General features: G+C 64.9%; 14 protein-coding genes. 7 read left to right on the forward strand and 7 right to left on the reverse strand.

The window, feature by feature from the left end:
* Positions 1-87: 87 nt before the first annotated feature.
* The gene (gene gltX, locus CAL28_RS25235) at positions 88-1,500 is read left to right on the forward strand and encodes a glutamate--tRNA ligase (protein WP_094843869.1); all 1,413 of its coding nucleotides are present in this window, start codon (positions 88-90) and stop codon (positions 1,498-1,500) included.
* Positions 1,501-1,514: 14 nt separating this feature from the next.
* Here gltX and CAL28_RS25240 read toward each other — a convergent pair whose 3' ends face one another.
* Both CAL28_RS25240 and CAL28_RS25245 read right to left on the reverse strand, forming a co-directional pair.
* Positions 1,515-2,021: a hypothetical protein gene (locus CAL28_RS25240; RefSeq protein WP_094843870.1), complete on the reverse strand. Its 507-nt coding sequence runs from the start codon at positions 2,019-2,021 to the stop codon at positions 1,515-1,517.
* Positions 2,022-2,211: 190 nt separating this feature from the next.
* The gene (locus tag CAL28_RS25245) at positions 2,212-3,108 is read right to left on the reverse strand and encodes a LysR family transcriptional regulator (protein ID WP_094843871.1); all 897 of its coding nucleotides are present in this window, start codon (positions 3,106-3,108) and stop codon (positions 2,212-2,214) included.
* Positions 3,109-3,196: 88 nt separating this feature from the next.
* Between CAL28_RS25245 and CAL28_RS25250 the strand changes: the two genes are divergently transcribed.
* The 6 genes from CAL28_RS25250 to CAL28_RS25275 all read left to right on the forward strand — a co-directional run bounded on the left by CAL28_RS25250 (position 3,197) and on the right by CAL28_RS25275 (position 11,094).
* Positions 3,197-4,030, forward strand: a complete 834-nt coding sequence (locus CAL28_RS25250) for an alpha/beta hydrolase (RefSeq protein WP_094843872.1) — start codon at positions 3,197-3,199, stop codon at positions 4,028-4,030.
* A gap of 123 nt (positions 4,031-4,153) precedes the next feature.
* The gene (locus CAL28_RS25255; RefSeq protein WP_254926227.1) at positions 4,154-5,119 is read left to right on the forward strand and encodes a Bug family tripartite tricarboxylate transporter substrate binding protein; all 966 of its coding nucleotides are present in this window, start codon (positions 4,154-4,156) and stop codon (positions 5,117-5,119) included.
* A gap of 339 nt (positions 5,120-5,458) precedes the next feature.
* A complete protein-coding gene (locus tag CAL28_RS25260) occupies positions 5,459-8,389 on the forward strand; it encodes a ribonucleoside-diphosphate reductase subunit alpha (RefSeq protein ID WP_094843873.1) in 2,931 nt (976 codons plus the stop codon).
* A 24-nt stretch (positions 8,390-8,413) separates the two neighbouring features.
* Positions 8,414-9,592 carry a ribonucleotide-diphosphate reductase subunit beta gene (locus CAL28_RS25265; protein ID WP_094843874.1) on the forward strand — a complete coding sequence of 393 codons (1,179 nt, stop codon included), beginning with the start codon at positions 8,414-8,416 and terminating at the stop codon, positions 9,590-9,592.
* Between the two features lie 265 nt (positions 9,593-9,857).
* The gene (locus tag CAL28_RS25270) at positions 9,858-10,358 is read left to right on the forward strand and encodes a histone H1-like DNA-binding protein (RefSeq protein WP_094843875.1); all 501 of its coding nucleotides are present in this window, start codon (positions 9,858-9,860) and stop codon (positions 10,356-10,358) included.
* A gap of 175 nt (positions 10,359-10,533) precedes the next feature.
* The gene (locus CAL28_RS25275) at positions 10,534-11,094 is read left to right on the forward strand and encodes a YggT family protein (RefSeq protein ID WP_094843876.1); all 561 of its coding nucleotides are present in this window, start codon (positions 10,534-10,536) and stop codon (positions 11,092-11,094) included.
* Between the two features lie 234 nt (positions 11,095-11,328).
* Here the strand turns inward: CAL28_RS25275 and CAL28_RS25280 are convergent, their stop codons facing one another.
* From CAL28_RS25280 to accC, 5 genes are all read right to left on the reverse strand, one after another.
* Positions 11,329-11,850: a glycine zipper 2TM domain-containing protein gene (locus CAL28_RS25280; protein ID WP_094843877.1), complete on the reverse strand. Its 522-nt coding sequence runs from the start codon at positions 11,848-11,850 to the stop codon at positions 11,329-11,331.
* A 226-nt stretch (positions 11,851-12,076) separates the two neighbouring features.
* Positions 12,077-13,024, reverse strand: a complete 948-nt coding sequence (locus CAL28_RS25285; RefSeq protein ID WP_094843878.1) for a carbohydrate kinase family protein — start codon at positions 13,022-13,024, stop codon at positions 12,077-12,079.
* Positions 13,025-13,051: 27 nt separating this feature from the next.
* Complete coding sequence (locus tag CAL28_RS25290; RefSeq protein WP_094844850.1) at positions 13,052-14,509, reverse strand: DUF3426 domain-containing protein; 1,458 nt, start codon at positions 14,507-14,509, stop codon at positions 13,052-13,054.
* Positions 14,510-14,534: 25 nt separating this feature from the next.
* On the reverse strand, positions 14,535-15,464 hold the full coding sequence (gene prmA, locus CAL28_RS25295; RefSeq protein ID WP_094843879.1) for a 50S ribosomal protein L11 methyltransferase: 930 nt from the start codon (positions 15,462-15,464) through the stop codon (positions 14,535-14,537).
* A 221-nt stretch (positions 15,465-15,685) separates the two neighbouring features.
* Positions 15,686-17,032, reverse strand: a complete 1,347-nt coding sequence (gene accC / locus CAL28_RS25300; protein ID WP_066632233.1) for an acetyl-CoA carboxylase biotin carboxylase subunit — start codon at positions 17,030-17,032, stop codon at positions 15,686-15,688.
* Between the last annotated feature and the right edge of the window lie 3 nt (positions 17,033-17,035).

Below are 17,035 nucleotides of genomic sequence, written 5' to 3' on the forward strand. Positions count from 1 at the left end.
CATCTGTTTCATGCGTCGCGATGGCATGCGGCGACATGGAACTAAAATGCCGCTATTGCGCAATATGATAACCGAGCCGGCTTTCCGATGACCCAAACTTCCCCTTCCCGCGTCCGCACCCGTTTCGCCCCCTCGCCCACCGGCTACCTGCATCTGGGCGGCGCGCGCACGGCGCTTTTTTCCTGGGCGTTCGCCCGTCACCATGGCGGCGTGTTCATCCTGCGCATCGAAGACACCGACGTGGAACGATCGACGCCGGAAGCCGTGCAGGCCATCCTGGACAGCATGGATTGGCTGGGCATGCAGCCGGACGAAGGGCCCTTCTACCAGATGCGCCGCATGGACCGCTACCGCGAGGTCGTGGCCCAGATGCTGGCCGCGGGCACGGCCTACCACTGCTACTGCACCCCAGAGGAAGTGGAAGCCATGCGCGAACGCGCCCGCGCCCAGGGCCTGAAGCCGCGCTATGACGGCACGTGGCGGCCGGAACCGGGCAAGACGCTGCCGGCCATCCCCGAAGGCCGCCAGCCGGTGGTCCGCTTCAAGAACCCGCTGACGGGCGCCACCAGCTGGAACGATATGGTGAAAGGACCGATCAGCTTCGACAACGGCGAACTGGACGACCTGATCATCGCGCGCCCGGACGGCACGCCGACCTACAACTTCTGCGTCGTGGTGGACGACTGGGACATGGGCATCACCCATGTGCTGCGCGGTGACGACCACGTCAACAACACGCCGCGCCAGATCAACATCCTGCGTGCGCTGGGCGCGCAATTGCCCGAATACGGCCACGTGCCCATGATCCTGGGACCGGATGGGGAAAAACTGTCCAAGCGCCACGGCGCCGTCAGCGTCATGGAATACGACAAGGACGGCTACCTGCCGGAAGCCATGATCAACTACCTGGCCCGCCTGGGGTGGAGCCACGGCGACGACGAGCTCTTCACCCGCGATCAATTGGTGGAATGGTTCGATACGCGGCATTTGTCGAAATCCGCGTCGCAATGGGACCCGAAGAAGCTGAACTGGGTCAACGCCCACTACCTGCGCCAGATGGCCGATGCCGACCTGGCCGGACGTGTCGCGGCACGCATCGCGCGGCGTGGCGGCGATCCCGCCGCGGCCGACCTGCCCGCCGTCATGGCGCTGCTGAAAGATCGCGCCGAAACGCTCGAGCAGTTGGCCGACGGCGCCATGTTGTTCTGCGGGCCGTTCGGCGGCGTGCCGCAGGAACTGGCGGCGCAGCATCTGACCGAGCCGGCCCGCGAGGCCCTGCGCGAATTCGCCAGCGAGGCCGATGGCGGCGACTGGTCCAAAGAGGCCCTGTCAGCCGCCATCAAGCGCGTACTGGCGGCGCGCGGCATGAAGATGCCGCAACTGGCCATTCCCTTGCGCGTGGCCGTCACGGGCCAGACCCAGACGCCGGCCATCGATGCGGTGCTCGCCCTGCTGGGCAGGGAGAAAGTCCTGGGCCGCCTGGAACGCGCGCTGGCGTAGGGCTGCCCGGGATCTCAGCGCAGCATGTACCCCGGGGGCATCCTGCGCGCCTTCAGCACTTCTCCGCCCGGCTTCTCGTCGCGCAGGACCAGCGTGCTTTTGTCGAGCGCTTCCACCCGGTAGCGGTTGGTGTAGATCGGATCCGACAGATCGACGGGATCGCCGTTGGATTCGGTGGTCTGCATGGTGTACACGCCGTTGGCGAATGTCCAGCACCCGGTTTCGTCCAGCCCGGGCCGCGCCTTGTTGCGGATCTTGAGCTGGGTCCGATAGTGCATCTTGCCGTCCGGCGCCAGCACCAGCAGGGTTTGCTGCGTGCCGCCCACGCCGCGCGGCGTGGAGACCGAATACCACGTTCCCGCCAGGGCATCCGCGCCGGCGCTGGCGGCGCAGGCCACGGGCTTGGGGGGAGAAGGCGGCTGGGGCGCCGGATGGGGCGATTCGTTTTTCTTGATTGCGCAACCGGCCAGAACGAACGCGGCGCAGGCTACGCCGGCGAAACGCGAAAATGCACTGCTCATGAAATCCTCACAGGCCACCGAGATATCCGCATTGCGCGGAAAAGGAACGCATCGGTGCGATATTTCGATTCTGAATATCGCGGCGGCAAGACGCAACGCCCATGCCCAACATAGACGCCCGCAATGCGGTAGTTGTGCGTAACGCGCAACATCGTCCGGCGATTCGCGAGGATTGGCGGGCAGGCCGGGATCAGGCGGCATGCGCGGACGTCGCGGCCGTCTCGCGCAACAGGGCCTCCATGACGGATGCCGCCGGAGACAGCGTGCGACCCGCCAGCCGGGTCATCCCCAAGACACGGCCGATGCGCGGGCGGCGCAGCGGCACGAAGACCAGATTGCGTGCGTCGGGCGGTTTGCCGAGCTCCGCCAGCACGGTAACGCCGACGCCTCGCTCCAGCATCGCGGTCAACGACATCATGTGAGACACGAAGACAGGCAGGTTCATCATGAAGGCCGCCGCCCGATGCCCGGCCAACTGGCGATGCGCCACGGTACCGATGAGCGGCAGCCCGGCCACCTCTTTCCACGTTAACCACGCCCGCTCCGCCAAGGGATGATCGTCGCGGCAGACCAGGCCGAATTCGTCCCGCCACAACGGGTCGAATACCAGCCGCTTGTCGCTCAGGACCGGACTGCATATGCCCAATTCGGCCTGCCCCGCCAGCACCATGCGTTCCACCCCTTCGGAATTGTCGTCGTAGAGCCGCATCGCGACGTCGGGATGGGCGGCACGGTAGCGGGCGACCAGGTCGGGTATCCAAAGCGAGGCGGCCGTGGCGACGGCGGCCATCGTCAGCAGGCCCGTTTCGCTGCGCGCCATGCCGCCGATGCTCATGGCCACTCGGTCGTGATGATCGACCAGTTCGCGCGCCAGCGGCAGGCAGGACTCGCCGAAGCGCGTCAGGCTTACCCGCGCGCCGCGCTCGAACAACGGCTGCCCCAGGCGTTGCTCCATCTCGCGGATGGACAGCGACAAGGCGGGCTGGGAACGGAATGCGCGCGCCGCTGCCGCGCGGAAACTGCGGAGCTCCGCCACCAATAGGAAATGCCGGTAATGCGCGATGGAAAGATCCGGAAGCTGGCTCATGGCGTGGCCCTGGTGTATTTGCCGGACTTATTATCGGATAGAAAAAATAAATTTTTCTCATCGCCTGCCGCGGCCTACCATTCGCCGCATGGACGCCGTCACGCTCTCCTCCGCCTCTCTTCCGGACTTCACGCTCCTCGATCGAATGCCGCCGCTGCCGGCCGGCGAGGGCCGGCTGGTCGTCGGCGCACGCGGCAGGGCGGGCAGGCCCACACTGCTTTTCGTGCACGGCGCATTTCATGGCGCCTGGTGCTATGCGGGCTACCTGGAGTACTTCGCCGCCCTGGGCATCGGCTGCGCGGCCCTGGACCTGCCTGGCCATGGCGGGCTGCCGCAGGGGCCGGACTACCATCGCCATGGTGTCGGCGCCTTCGGCGTATGCGTCGCGCAGGCCATGGACCTGATCGAGGGGCCGATCGTGCTGGCGGGACACAGCATGGGCGCCCTGCCGGCGCTCTTTGCCGCCACCCAACGCAAAACCGCCGGTATCGTATTGATGGCCCCTTCGCCGCCGGCCAATGTACCGGGCGCGCGGACATTGGACCCTGTGCCGGTTGGCGCCAGCCGGCCGCCGCCCGGCCTGGACGACATACGCAGGCGATTCACGGGGGACATGGAGCGGCAGGCGGTCGCCGCGGTCGCCGCCCGCCTGTGCCCGGAAAGCGCCGAAGCCATGAACGACCGTTATTTGCTGCGGCTGACCATCCCTGCGCAGGCGATCGACGCGCCGGGCCTGTGCCTGGAAGCGGGCCAGGACGACGCCGCGCGGCATCCGCCGGGCCAGGACCGGGCCGTCGCCGATCTCTATGGCTTCGAATATCGCCTGCTGCCGGACATGCCCCATTGCATGATGTACGCACGCGGCTGGCGGGAAAGCGCAGGGGCGATACGCGATTGGTACGAGCGCCATTTTCCCGGCTGATCCGTAGCATGGCCGCCGCGGCGCCGGCGCGATCGCTATATATATAGAGACCACCATATGGAGACGCACGGGAATGACGATGGGATTTCCTCATCGCCACCGCGCACAACTGGGGAGACAACCTTGAAGACGCATAAAAAGCTGTTGGCGGCGCTCGCGATATGCGGCGCCTGGATGGCAACGCCGGCAGTTGCCTCGGAATGGCCGGCACGCACCGTGACCATCGTTGTGCCCTCTGCCGCCGGCGGCGCGGCCGACCTGACGGCCCGTACATTCGCCCAGTATCTGGGCGCCAAGACCGGCCAAAGCGTGGTGGTGGAAGATCGCCCCGGCGCGGGTGGCATCGTCGGCACCAACGCGGTGAAGTCGGCGCCAGCCGATGGCTACACGTTCCTGCTGTCGACCAACTCCACGCAGGCTGCCAATCCCTATCTGTATAAGTCCCTGCCCTACGACCCGCTGAAGGACTTCCGCCAGGTGGGCATGCTCGGGACATTCGGATCGGTCGCGGTGGTATCGCCGGGCAGCCCCTTCCAGACCATGCCCCAGTTGGTGGATTACGCGAAACAGCACCCGGGCAAGGTGTTCTACGGCTATTACAGCTCGTCGTCGCAGGTACCGTCGGCATTGTTGAAGGCGCGCGGCGCGCTGCAGATAGACGGCGCCGCCTACAAGAACGTCACGCAGATCATTACCGATCTGCGCGGCGGGCAGATCGACTTCGCCTTCGTGGATTACCTGACGGCAATGGGCCAGATCGACGGCAAGGGCCTGCGCGCCATCGCCGTCACGGGCGAAGCGGCCCATCCGGCGTGGCCTAAGGTGCCCACCATGGCTTCGTACTACCCCGGCTTCGTGGTACTGGGCTGGCTGGGGCTGTCCGCGCCGGCGGGCACGCCGGAACCCATCGTCCAGGCGATGAACCGGTATCTGGCGCAGGCGGTCGACGATCCGGAAGTCCACGGCAAGCTAAGCCGTCTCGGCCTGCAACCCAAACGCATGGATGTCGCGCAGTTCGACGCCTTCGTGCGGCAGGACGCCGAGCGCTGGAAGCAGTGGATCGCGACGGCGGGGATTACGCCGCAATGAAGCAGCGGCCGGCCCCGTCAAGCAGCGGCCGGCCCCGTCCGTGCGACAATACGGGGCTGGCGAAGCAGGCACTTCGCCGTCGGACAAGGTAACGCCCCGGCGATATACTTCGTAACAACTTAAAGAAGTATCGCGTTCCGCTTCACGCTTGTAGCCATCCCCATCCACCACTAGAATTGGGCCTGGGGTCGGGGTAAGACACAACATCTTGTGGTTAGGACTTGGGCTGGATGCGTTTCCGGCCTACTTGCGTCCTTTGGTAACCACCTCCCTCCTCCACCATATTCGAACACCCGAGCGCGACGTCACTCGCGCTTTCTACTACGCACAGGAGCTTCCATGCAGCACACTTCGATCGCCTCTGTGACTCGGCCGAGCGCCGTGCCGCCTTCCGACAATGATCAACCGACACCTGCTTCCGGCCAATGGGCCGGTTACCAGGTTATCCGGCGCAACGGCGCGGTGGTCGGTTTCGAACCCAGCAAAATCGCCATCGCGATGACCAAGGCCTTCCTGGCCGTCAACGGCGGCCAGGGCGCCGCATCCGCCCGCGTGCGCGAACTCGTCGACACCTTGACGCGCCAGGCCGTCAACGCCCTGATGCGCAACCGCCCCAATGGCGGCACTTTCCATATCGAGGAAATCCAGGACCAGGTCGAACTGGCGCTGATGCGCTCGGGCGAACACGATGTCGCCCGCGCCTACGTGCTGTATCGCGAGAAGCGCTCGCAGGAGCGCGCCGCCGAGCACACCCCGCCGGCCGCCGCCGCGCAGCCCGAGCATGTCCTGAACGTGACCGACCAGGGCGTGAAGCGCCCCCTGGACCTGGCCGAACTGCGCGCCACCATCGAAGCCGCCGGCGTGGGGCTGTCCAACTATATCGATGCCGAAGCCATCCTGAAGGAAACCGTCAAGAATCTGTACGACGGCATCCCGGTCGATGAAGTCTACAAGTCGGCCATCCTGTCCGCGCGCGCGCTGGTCGAAAAAGACCCGGCCTATAGCCAGGTCACCGCGCGCCTGCTGCTGCACACGATCCGCAAGGAAGTGCTGGGCGAGGAAGTCTCGCAGGCGCAGATGGCGCAGCGCTATGCCGATTATTTCCCGACGTTCATTTCGCGCGGCATCGAAGGCGGCCTGATCGACACCAAGCTGGCGCAATTCGATCTGCCGCGCCTGGCCGCCGCGCTGGATGCGAAACGCGATCTGCAGTTCAGCTATCTGGGCCTGCAAACGCTGTACGACCGCTACTTCCTGCACATCCGTGGCCGCCGCATCGAACTGCCGCAGGTCTTCTACATGCGCGTGGCCATGGGCCTGGCGCTGGGCGAAACGAAACCCGGCGTCGATCGCGAAGCGCGCGCCATCCAGTTCTACGAGATCCTGTCGTCCTTCGACTTCATGAGCTCGACGCCCACCCTGTTCAATTCGGGCACCCTGCATTCGCAGCTGTCGTCGTGCTACCTCACCACCGTGTCGGACGACCTGGAAGGCATCTACGACGCCATCAAGGAAAACGCGCTGCTCGCGAAATACGCGGGCGGCCTGGGCAACGACTGGACGCCGGTACGCGCCTTGCGTAGCCACATCAAAGGTACCAACGGCGAAAGCCAGGGCGTGGTTCCCTTCCTGAAGGTCGTCAACGACACCGCGGTCGCGGTGAACCAGGGCGGCAAGCGCAAGGGCGCCGTGTGCACCTATCTGGAGACGTGGCACCTGGACATCGAAGAATTCCTGGAGCTGCGCAAGAACACCGGCGACGAACGCCGCCGCACTCATGACATGAACACCGCCAACTGGATCCCCGATCTGTTCATGAAGCGCGTCATGGAAAGTGGCGAGTGGACGCTGTTTTCGCCGTCGGACTGCCCCGACCTGCACGACAAATATGGCCGCGAGTTCGAACAGGCTTACCTGGGCTACGAAGCCCGCGTGGCCAGCGGCGAGTTGAAGCTTTACAAAAAGATGCCGGCGCTCACGCTGTGGCGCAAGATGCTGTCCATGCTGTTCGAAACCGGCCATCCCTGGATCACGTTCAAGGATCCGTGCAACATCCGCTCGCCGCAGCAGCATGTCGGCGTGGTCCACAGCTCCAACCTGTGCACGGAAATTACGCTGAACACCAACGAGTCGGAAATCGCGGTGTGCAACCTGGGTTCGGTGAACCTGGTCGCGCACATGAAGCCCACCGCCAACGGCGGCTACGAGCTGGATCTGGACAAGCTCAAGCGCACCATCGGCGTGGCGATGCGCATGCTCGACAACGTCATCGACATCAACTATTACGCGGTCAAGAAGGCCAAGGACTCCAACCAGCGCCATCGTCCGGTCGGCCTGGGCATCATGGGCTTCCAGGATTGCCTGCACATGATGCGCGTGCCGTATGCCTCGCAAGCCGCGGTGGAATTCGCCGATCGATCGATGGAAGCCGTGTGCTACTACGCATATCTCGCTTCCAGCGAACTCGCTGAAGAGCGCGGCACGTATCCGACGTACAAGGGCTCGCTGTGGGATCGCGGCATCCTTCCGCAAGACACGTTGAATCTGCTGCGTGAAGAACGCGGCGGCAATGTCGACGTCGATATGTCGTCCGCATTGGATTGGGATGCGTTGCGTGCACGCATCAAAGCGCACGGCATGCGTAACTCCAATTGCGTGGCAATCGCCCCAACCGCGACGATTTCCAATATCATTGGCGTATCTGCGTGCATCGAACCCACTTACCAGAACTTGTACGTCAAATCGAATCTCTCCGGTGAGTTCACGGTCGTCAACGAATACCTCGTGCGCGACTTGAAGAAACTCGGTCTTTGGGACGAAGTCATGGTCGCCGACCTCAAGTACTTCGACGGCAGCCTATCCCGCATCGACCGCGTGCCCGCTGAACTCCGCGAAATCTACGCCACCGCGTTCGAAGTCGAACCGCGCTGGCTGGTGGAATGCGCGTCGCGTCGCCAGAAGTGGATCGATCAGTCGCAGTCGCTCAATATCTATATGGCAGGCGCATCGGGCAAGAAGCTCGACGAAACGTACAAGCTGGCGTGGCTGCGTGGTTTGAAGACCACGTATTACCTGCGCACGCTGGGCGCCACCAGCGCGGAAAAATCCACCGGCCGCGGCGGCGAATTGAACGCCGTCGCCTCGGGCGGCCAGACCGGCACGGCTTCGGCCGCCGCGGCGCCCGCCCTGCCGGAACCTGAAATCGTCGGAGCGGTTTGCACCATGAGGCCGGGTGATCCCGGTTTCGAAGAGTGCGAAGCCTGCCAGTAATCGACCGCATCCGGAGAATTTCACATGATCAATTGGGAAGACGACAACGTCGCACTGCAACCGGGCCAGACCGCCGCCAAGCCGGCGGGCGGCATGCCCGCGCGGGCGTCGACGGGCGCCTTCGACGATGCCGCGCTGCCCGCGGCCGTGCCGGCGTCCACCGCCGCGCAGGCCGGGGCTGCCGCGCAACGCGTGAAGGTTGCCGATAAACGCATCATCAACGGCCAGACCGACGTCAATCAGCTGGTCCCGTTCAAGTACAAATGGGCCTGGGAAAAATACCTGGCCACCTGCGCCAACCACTGGATGCCGCAGGAAATCAACATGTCGCGCGATATCGCGCTCTGGAAGAACCCCACGGGCCTGACCGAAGACGAACGCCGCATCGTCAAGCGCAACCTGGGTTTCTTCGTGACGGCCGATTCCCTGGCCGCCAACAATATCGTGCTGGGTACGTACCGGCACATCACGGCTCCGGAATGCCGGCAGTTCCTGCTGCGCCAGGCATTCGAAGAAGCCATCCATACCCATGCTTATCAATACATCGTCGAAAGCCTGGACCTGGACGAATCGGAAATCTTCAATGCTTATAACGAGATTCCGTCCATCCGCGCCAAGGACGAATTCCTGATCCCGTTCATCGAAGCGATCGCGGACCCCAACTTCCATACCGGCACGCCGGAAGCCGACCAGAAACTGCTGAAGTCGCTGATCGTCTTTGCCTGCCTGATGGAAGGCCTGTTCTTCTATGTGGGGTTCACGCAGATCCTGGCGCTGGGCCGCCAGAACAAGATGACCGGCGCGGCCGAACAGTACATGTACATCCTGCGCGATGAATCCATGCACTGCAATTTCGGCATCGACCTGATCAACACCATCAAGCTCGAGAATCCGCACCTCTGGACGCCCGAGTTCCGTGAAGAAATCCGTGCTCTTTTCCTGAAGGCTGTCGAACTGGAGTACGCCTACGCCGAAGACACCATGCCGCGCGGTGTGCTGGGTTTGAATGCGCCGATGTTCAAGTCGTATCTGCGCTTCATCGCCAATCGCCGTTGCCAGCAGATCGGTATCGAGGCACTGTTCCCACAGGAAGAAAATCCCTTCCCGTGGATGGCGGAAATGATCGACCTCAAGAAAGAACGAAACTTTTTCGAAACTCGAGTCATCGAATACCAAACCGGAGGCACGCTGAGCTGGGAATGAACCGGGCCAGGGTGTCGGAAGCAACGTAGCGATAGGTGGCGCGGATAGCCGTGCCACCTGTCGGCGCCATTTGAAATGGCTCGCGCCATGAGGAGCGGGGGCCATATCAAATGGCAGTGCCGCATTCATTAGCGCACATCGATGTAGCTGTCGCCTGCACGGGACAGTGGTATGCGCCGATGAATAGCTCGGGCATCGTTCGGCCGAAGGGCGGGACGGTGCACGGGTTTAAGTTCTGGGACCCCTGAACCTAAGGAGCAATGCCATGGCAACTGCCAAGAAGGCCGCCAAGAAGGCGGTTAAGAAAGCCACAGCCAAAAAAGCTGTGAAGAAAGCCCCCGCCAAAAAAGCGGTGAAGAAGACTGCCGTCAAGAAGGTTGTCGCCAAGAAGGCCGTCAAGAAAGTCGCCGCCAAGAAGGTAGCGAAGAAGGCCGTCAAGAAGGCGCCTGCCAAGAAAGTAGCAAAGAAGGCAGTCAAGAAAGTCGCCGCCAAAAAGGCCCCGGCCAAGAAAGCCGCGACCAAGAAGGTAGCGGCCAAGAAGGTCGCCAAGAAGGCTGCCAAGAAAGCGCCCGCCAAAAAAGCGGCCGCCAAAAAGGCTCCTGCGAAAAAGGCTGCTGCTAAAAAGCCTGCCGCCAAAAAGCCTGCTGCAAAGAAGGCTGCCGCCAAGAAGCCGGCCACGCCGCCTTCGACCGCTGCCGCCCCGGGCGCGAAGACCGCACTGAACCCTGCCGCGTCGTGGCCGTTCCCGACCGGTAGCCGTCCGTAAGGTCGACACCGCAGCACTGTAGTACGAAAGCCACCTGGCCCTGCCAGGTGGCTTTTTTGCATGCGCGCGCAAGCCGGCGCGCGCACAAAGGCCGACGCCGCGGGTCGTGACATCGTGCGACAATTGGTCTGCCGTAAGACCCCTTTCATACGACTTACCAACAAAGCAGGCGGCCATGTTCGGCGACATCTCACGTTTCTTGCTCGATACGCTCTTCACTCTATTCGGCGCCGCGCTTATCGCACGGGCATGGATGCACGCGGTTCGCATGCATCCCTTCAATCCCGTCGCGCGCTTCATTTACCAGGCCACCAACTGGCTGGTGAACCCGCTGCGACGCATTCTGCCCTCGCGCGGCGCGGTGGATTGGGCTACGCTGATTGCCGCGTGGCTGACCGCCCTGATCTACCTGCTGCTGATGTGGGTGACGTCGCTGGGCATGGTCATCCCCTTGTCCGCCCTGCCGATCGCACTGGGCATTTCGTTCCTGACGGTGGTCAAGTGGGTCTTCAACCTGATCGTCTGGGTGACGCTGGCGCAGGCGGTCCTATCCTGGGTAAATCCCGGCGCGCCGCTGATGCCGGTGCTGCAGGCCCTGACCGACCCGCTGCTCGACCCCATACGGCGCATCCTGCCGCGTACCTCGATCGATTTTTCGCCGTTGGTCCTGCTGGTGCTGGCCCAGGTGGCATTGATGGTCATCACCCGCGTCACATACGCGGCTTTCGGCCTGTAGCCGCCAGCCGCACCCGGCCGCGCCGCGGGCCGGCCGGCCCGCCCGCGATTGCCGCGCTGCCCGGAAAGGCCCCAGCCGCAAGGCGGCATGTCGGGGCCGGGCACCAAGAGAAAAAGCCTGCCTTGCGTACAAGACAGGCTTTCTTTTTGCGCGCGTTCCGTGTGCCCCCGCCCCCGTGCTATTGCTGCCACATGGACCGGGCAGGCGGCACGCGCGCGCCGCCGTGCGCGCCGATTACATCGGCGTGACGCGGGTCGGGCCGGTACCGCTGATGACCTGCACGCGCTGGCCCACGCTGATAGGCACGTCGGCTTCCTGCGCAACCACGCGCGTTTCGCCGTTATCCAGGCGCACGGTGATTTCCAGGCCGGAGGTCGTACCGACGCGGTTTTCCACCATATTGCCCGCCAGCGCGCCCAGGATGGCGCCGCCGACGGTGGCGATGGTGCGGCCGCTGCCGCCGCCGACCGCGTTGCCGGCCACGCCGCCCAGCGCGCCGCCCGCGAGCAGACCGGCGCCGCTGGACTTGTCGTTCTGGATGGTAATGGGACGCACGCCGGTGACTACACCGGTGCGTACGATCTGTTCGCGTTGCGCCTGATCGTAGCTATAGACTGCACTGGACGCGCTGCGGTTGGCGCAACCGGATACCAAGGCCACCGATGCGACCACGGCGGTGATGGCGACCCAACGAACCGTGCGCGAGCCGCGAACCCGCGCGGGGCTGAAGGAAACGGAGGGGGCGGTATTGTTCATGATGATGCGGGCTCCTGTTCGGTATATACCAGCGTTACGGATAATACCCCGGCGATTCGGTGAGACTCGCCGAAATTGCGGGCGGGGAAATACGTTGCAACGACTGTTCTCGCTTAGTCTGCCGCGCCTGACGCAAGTTTCAGGCCGCACCCCAATTTCCATTCCACCCTCTCGGCCCCGGGATGGGGCCGACGCGGCATAAAAGCAACCGGAAGCCCTTCCAACCCTAGGCCGCCGCCGGCAATTGCAGTCCGTAGGCTTGTTGCAGCAACTTACCAATTTCCCCGATCGTGGGCTGGTGGTTTTGCGGCCCGCGCGACGCAATCTTGATGGCGCCCATGACATTGGCCAGTTTGCAGCTGTCCAGCCAGCTCCAGCCGCTGGTCAGACCGTGCAGAAGGCCCGCGCGATGCGCGTCGCCGCAACCGGTCGGGTCGACCACCGCCTCGGCCCGGACCGGAGCAATCGTGTGTTCCGCACCCTCTGTCCACAGGCTGGCACCTTCGGCCCCGCGCGTGACGACAACGGCCCGCAGCCCGCGCGCCAACTCGGCAATGGTCTTGCCGGTGCGCTGCTCGACAACGCTGGCTTCGTAATCGTTCACGGTCATCGCCTGTGCCAGGCCCAGCATGCGCTGCAGGTCGGCGCCATCGAACAGGGGCATGGCCTGGCCCAGGTCGAAGATGAACGGTATGCCGGCGGCGTTCAGGCGCTGGGCATGCGCGAACATGCCCTCCTTGGCGTCAGGCGCGACGATGGCCCATTGCGCGCGGGCGCCGGTCAGGTCGTTTTCCGCCGAGTACGACATCGCGCCCGGATGGAAAGCGGTGATCTGGTTGTCGTCCAGATCGGTGGTAATAAAGCACTGCGCGGTGAAAGTCTGGGGAATGACCTTGACGTAGCTGACGTCGATACCCATCCCGGACAGGCGTTCCAGGTAACCCGTGGCGTCCTCGCCCACGGTCGCGACCGGTACCGGGTCGCCCCCCAGCAGCTTCAGGTTGTAGGCGATGTTGCCGGAACATCCGCCGAACTCCTTGCGCATCGACGGCGTCAGGAAAGAAACGCTGAGCGAATGGATGCGATCAGGCAGGATGTGTTCCTTGAAGCGGCCCTCGAACACCGCGATGGTGTCGAATGCCATGGAACCGCACACCAGAACCGGAGCTGCCATGGTAGGAAATCCTTTTATCCAGAGAGATCAGGGAAAAAACTTGTCGAGCTGGTAGCCGTTCACATGCAGGCCGTCGACCTGCAGCGGCACGGCCAGGTTTTGCTCGCCGCCGGCGGGGAACGGGCCGCGCGTGCCGGGCGGCAGGTAGTTTTCGGGCAGCAACACCTTGCGCACCACGACCGTATCGGAAAGATCGGTCAATTGCAGAACCAGCGCGGGCCAGGGTTGCGGCTTGTCGTAACGGTTGCGCAGGGTGACGCGCAGCGTCAGCCGCATGCCGGCGTCGTCCGCCGCGGTACCGCTTTGCGGCTGCAGCGAAGATGCCGTGATCGAAATGCGCTCCAGGCGCCGCGCATAGCCGACCTGGCAACCCAGCGGCGCGCAGGCGGCTTCGAGGGCCGGCCGCAACGCCGGGACGGCGGTCGCAATGGCGGTGCGATAGATGTAGATGCACTGCAGGCCAAGCACGATCAGGCCGAGCAGGCAGCCGGCAATCCACAGGCGCGAAATCAGCGTGCGCCGGCGCTGCACCTCTTCATCCATGAAGACGGGAGGCGCCATGCCGGCATCGGTCAGGTCGTCGTAGCGGGTGCGGGCTTCGCCGGGAACGGGAATGAAGCCGGGGCTGTCGTCCTCGGCGATGTCGCGATCGGCGTAGAGGCGGACGCGGTCTTCCCGCGGCAAAGCCCTATCGGATACCGGCGGCGCGGCCTCGTCGAACTCATCGTCATCGAGGGGATCGGCAGCATAGGGTTCGCGATGGCGAATGACATGGTCTTCATCGTCCGCATCCGCCGGGAACGACGGGGCCGGCGCCGAAAATACCGGTTCGCGAGGCTCGGATACGGCACGGCGGCGGTCGTCGCGGCCGCGCAGCACGGCCGGTGGGAGCGCGGCATCCTCCGGCGCGGCGTATGACTGCGCCGGTTGATGCCGCGGCGGCGCATAGGGCCGTGGCGAGACATGGAACGGCGCGGGGGAATGTTGCGATGGCCGCGGCTCGGTCATGGGCGGCTGCGCGGACTCTGCCTGCGCCGGCGACCGCGGCGCCGCAGGCGGCGACTGTACGGGCGGCACGGACGGATATGCCGGAGATTGCGACCCGGCCGGCGGCACAGGTGGATATGCCGGCGGCTGCGCCTCGACCGGCGGCACAGGTGGATATGCCGGCGGCTGCACCTCGACCGGCGGCACAGGCGGATATGCCGGTGGCGCGGATGACGCGGGGGGATATGCCGGAGGCTGCGTCGGTACCCGGACCGACAGCACGGGCGAGGTCTCGGATTGCTGCCACGCGGACACGTCCGGACGCGCGGCGGCCTTGTGCGCGGCGGACGGTGCGGAAGCATCCGCCACGACGCAGGCATGGCCATCGAATACCCGCGAGCACACCCCGCAACGTACCAGGCCGTTGCGCACCCGCAACTGGTCGGCCACCACCTTGAAGGCGGTACCGCAATGCGGGCAGCGTGTGGTCATGGCCATGTGCGCCACCATCCCGTGCGGGCCCTCAGGCCCTGCGTCCATGCAGGCAGACCCAGCCATCGCGTTCGCGCCAGACCGACATGGGAAGCCACTGCGCGTAGACGGCGCAGACTTCCTCGGCCTGGCGTGCCAGCACGCCGGACAGGACCAGCGAACCGCCCGGCGCGACGCGCCCGCACAGCATCGGCGCGAGCACTTTCAGGGGATTCGACAGGATGTTGGCCACGACGACATCGCTGGTGCCCTCTTCCAATTCATCGGGCAGCATGGCCAGGAGTTCGACATTGTTCACCCGCGCATTGTCCCGCGTGGCGATCACGGCCTGCTCATCGATATCGACCGCCCAGGTGCGACCGGCGCCCAGCTTGCGGGCCGCGATGGCCAGGATGCCCGATCCGCAGCCGTAGTCCAGCACTGTCGCCCCCGGCGCCAGATGCGCCTCCAGCCACGCCAGGCAGAGGTGGGTCGTCGGATGGCTGCCGGTCCCGAACGCCAGACCCGGGTCCAGCTCGATATGGATGTCGCCGGCCGCGTCCTCGAGCCGGCCGAGTCCCGGAACGCCGGGGTCGTCCCGATGCCAGCTGGGAACGATCCAGATGCGTTCGGCGATATGGATGGGGCCGAACTGCTGCTGCGTCAGCCGCACCCAGTCCGCATCCGGCACGTCGCGCAGCGACCACTCGGCCAGCACGGCGGCATAGTCGGCGCCCAGTTGGGCGCCGACGCCCTCGATGATCTGCGCGGGATCCGCGCCATCGGGCAGCAGCGCCACCACGCGGTTGCGTTCCCACGCCTGCACGGACGGCTCGGTGCCGGGCTCGCCGAAAAGCGGCTGCTCGGCGTCGGTGTCGCGGTCGGCATCTTCCACAGACACCGACAGGACACCGGCTTCCAGCAGCGCGTCGGACAAGGCCTCGGCCTGCGCCTCGGAGGAATGGAGCACGAGCTCACGCATGAAACGATCTTCCGTCTGAGTATCCAGGGACTGCCGGCCGGCCCGCAACCGCGATGCCGCCGGCGCCGCGGGGCGATAGGCCAGCCGGCAACTGCCGCCGGCGCGGGGCGGACGTCCAATGTTTGCATATTGTACGTTCGCGCCGCGCAGCGGGCCGGAAAGCCGCGCCCTAGGACGCATGGACGCGGCCGCCCACCCAAGGCGGCATGCGCCCGGGCGCCTCAGGGACGCTGGGCCAACCGCTGCTCCAGGTAATGGATACTGGTGCCGCCCTCGATGAAACGGGCATCCTGCAACAATTCGCGATGCAGGGGAATATTGGTGGAAATGCCCTCCACCACCATTTCGGACAGCGCGATACGCATGCGCGCCAGCGACTGCTCGCGCGTATCGCCATAGGTGATGACCTTGGCGATCATGGAGTCATAGTTGGGCGGCACGAAGTAGCCATTGAAGGCATGCGAATCGATCCGCACGCCGGGGCCGCCGGGCGTATGCCAATTGGTGATCCGCCCCGGACTGGGCACGAAGCGGAAGGGGTCTTCGGCATTGATGCGGCACTCGATGGCGTGGCCTTTCAGCACCACGTCGCGCTGGCGCAGCGTGAATTTCTCGCCGGCGGCGATGCGGATCTGCTGCTGGACCAGGTCGATGCCGGTGATCAGCTCGGTCACCGGGTGTTCCACCTGGATCCGCGTGTTCATTTCGATGAAATAGAACTCGCCGTTTTCGTACAGGAATTCGAAGGTGCCCGCGCCGCGATAGCCGATCTTGCGGCAGGCATCGGCGCAGCGGTCGCCGATGCGCTCGATCAGCCGCCGCGCGATGCCGGGCGCCGGAGCCTCCTCGATTACCTTCTGGTGGCGGCGCTGCATGGAGCAATCCCGCTCGCCCAGCCAGATGGCGTTGCGACCGCCGTCGGCCAATACCTGGATCTCGATATGGCGCGGGTTCTCGAGGAACTTCTCCATATAGACTTCAGGATTGTTGAAGGCAGCCCCGGCTTCGGAGCGCGTCATGGTCACGGCATTGATCAGCGCGGCTTCGGTATAGACGACCCGCATGCCCCGACCGCCGCCGCCGCCCGCCGCCTTGATGATCACCGGGTAGCCGACCTCGCGCGCGGTCCGCAGGATTTCCTGCGGATTGTCCGGCAAGGCGCCTTCCGAGCCCGGCACGACGGGCACGCCGGCTTCGATCATGGCGCGCTTGGCGCTGACCTTGTCGCCCATCAGGCGGATGGAATCGGGCCGCGGCCCGATGAAGACGAAGCCGCTTTTTTCGACGCGTTCGGCGAAATCGGCGTTCTCCGACAGGAAGCCGTAACCCGGATGGATGGCCTCCGCGTCGGTCACCTCGGCCGCGGAGATGATGGCCGGCATGTTCAGATAGCTTTCGCGCGAGGGCGGCGGCCCGATACACACCGACTCGTCAGCCAGGCGGACGTACTTGGCGTCGCGATCGGCTTCGGAATGGACAACCACGGTCTTGATGCCCAGCTCGCGACAGGCGCGCTGTATGCGCAGGGCAATCTCGCCGCGGTTGGCGATCAGTATTTTTTCGAACATGGG

Source organism: Bordetella genomosp. 11, from assembly GCF_002261215.1.
GTDB lineage: Bacteria > Pseudomonadota > Gammaproteobacteria > Burkholderiales > Burkholderiaceae_B > Bordetella_C.

Bases quoted from the DNA above. Each gene is read 5' to 3' on its own strand.
- gltX (WP_094843869.1), top strand. From the start codon at position 88: ATGACCCAAACTTCCCCTTCCCGCGTCCGCACCCGTTTCGCCCCCTCG.
- CAL28_RS25240 (WP_094843870.1), bottom strand. From the start codon at position 2,021: ATGAGCAGTGCATTTTCGCGTTTCGCCGGCGTAGCCTGCGCCGCGTTC.
- CAL28_RS25245 (WP_094843871.1), bottom strand. From the start codon at position 3,108: ATGAGCCAGCTTCCGGATCTTTCCATCGCGCATTACCGGCATTTCCTA.
- CAL28_RS25250 (WP_094843872.1), top strand. From the start codon at position 3,197: ATGGACGCCGTCACGCTCTCCTCCGCCTCTCTTCCGGACTTCACGCTC.
- CAL28_RS25260 (WP_094843873.1), top strand. From the start codon at position 5,459: ATGCAGCACACTTCGATCGCCTCTGTGACTCGGCCGAGCGCCGTGCCG.
- CAL28_RS25265 (WP_094843874.1), top strand. From the start codon at position 8,414: ATGATCAATTGGGAAGACGACAACGTCGCACTGCAACCGGGCCAGACC.
- CAL28_RS25270 (WP_094843875.1), top strand. From the start codon at position 9,858: ATGGCAACTGCCAAGAAGGCCGCCAAGAAGGCGGTTAAGAAAGCCACA.
- CAL28_RS25275 (WP_094843876.1), top strand. From the start codon at position 10,534: ATGTTCGGCGACATCTCACGTTTCTTGCTCGATACGCTCTTCACTCTA.
- CAL28_RS25280 (WP_094843877.1), bottom strand. From the start codon at position 11,850: ATGAACAATACCGCCCCCTCCGTTTCCTTCAGCCCCGCGCGGGTTCGC.
- CAL28_RS25285 (WP_094843878.1), bottom strand. From the start codon at position 13,024: ATGGCAGCTCCGGTTCTGGTGTGCGGTTCCATGGCATTCGACACCATC.
- CAL28_RS25290 (WP_094844850.1), bottom strand. From the start codon at position 14,509: ATGGCCATGACCACACGCTGCCCGCATTGCGGTACCGCCTTCAAGGTG.
- prmA (WP_094843879.1), bottom strand. From the start codon at position 15,464: ATGCGTGAGCTCGTGCTCCATTCCTCCGAGGCGCAGGCCGAGGCCTTG.
- accC (WP_066632233.1), bottom strand. From the start codon at position 17,032: ATGTTCGAAAAAATACTGATCGCCAACCGCGGCGAGATTGCCCTGCGC.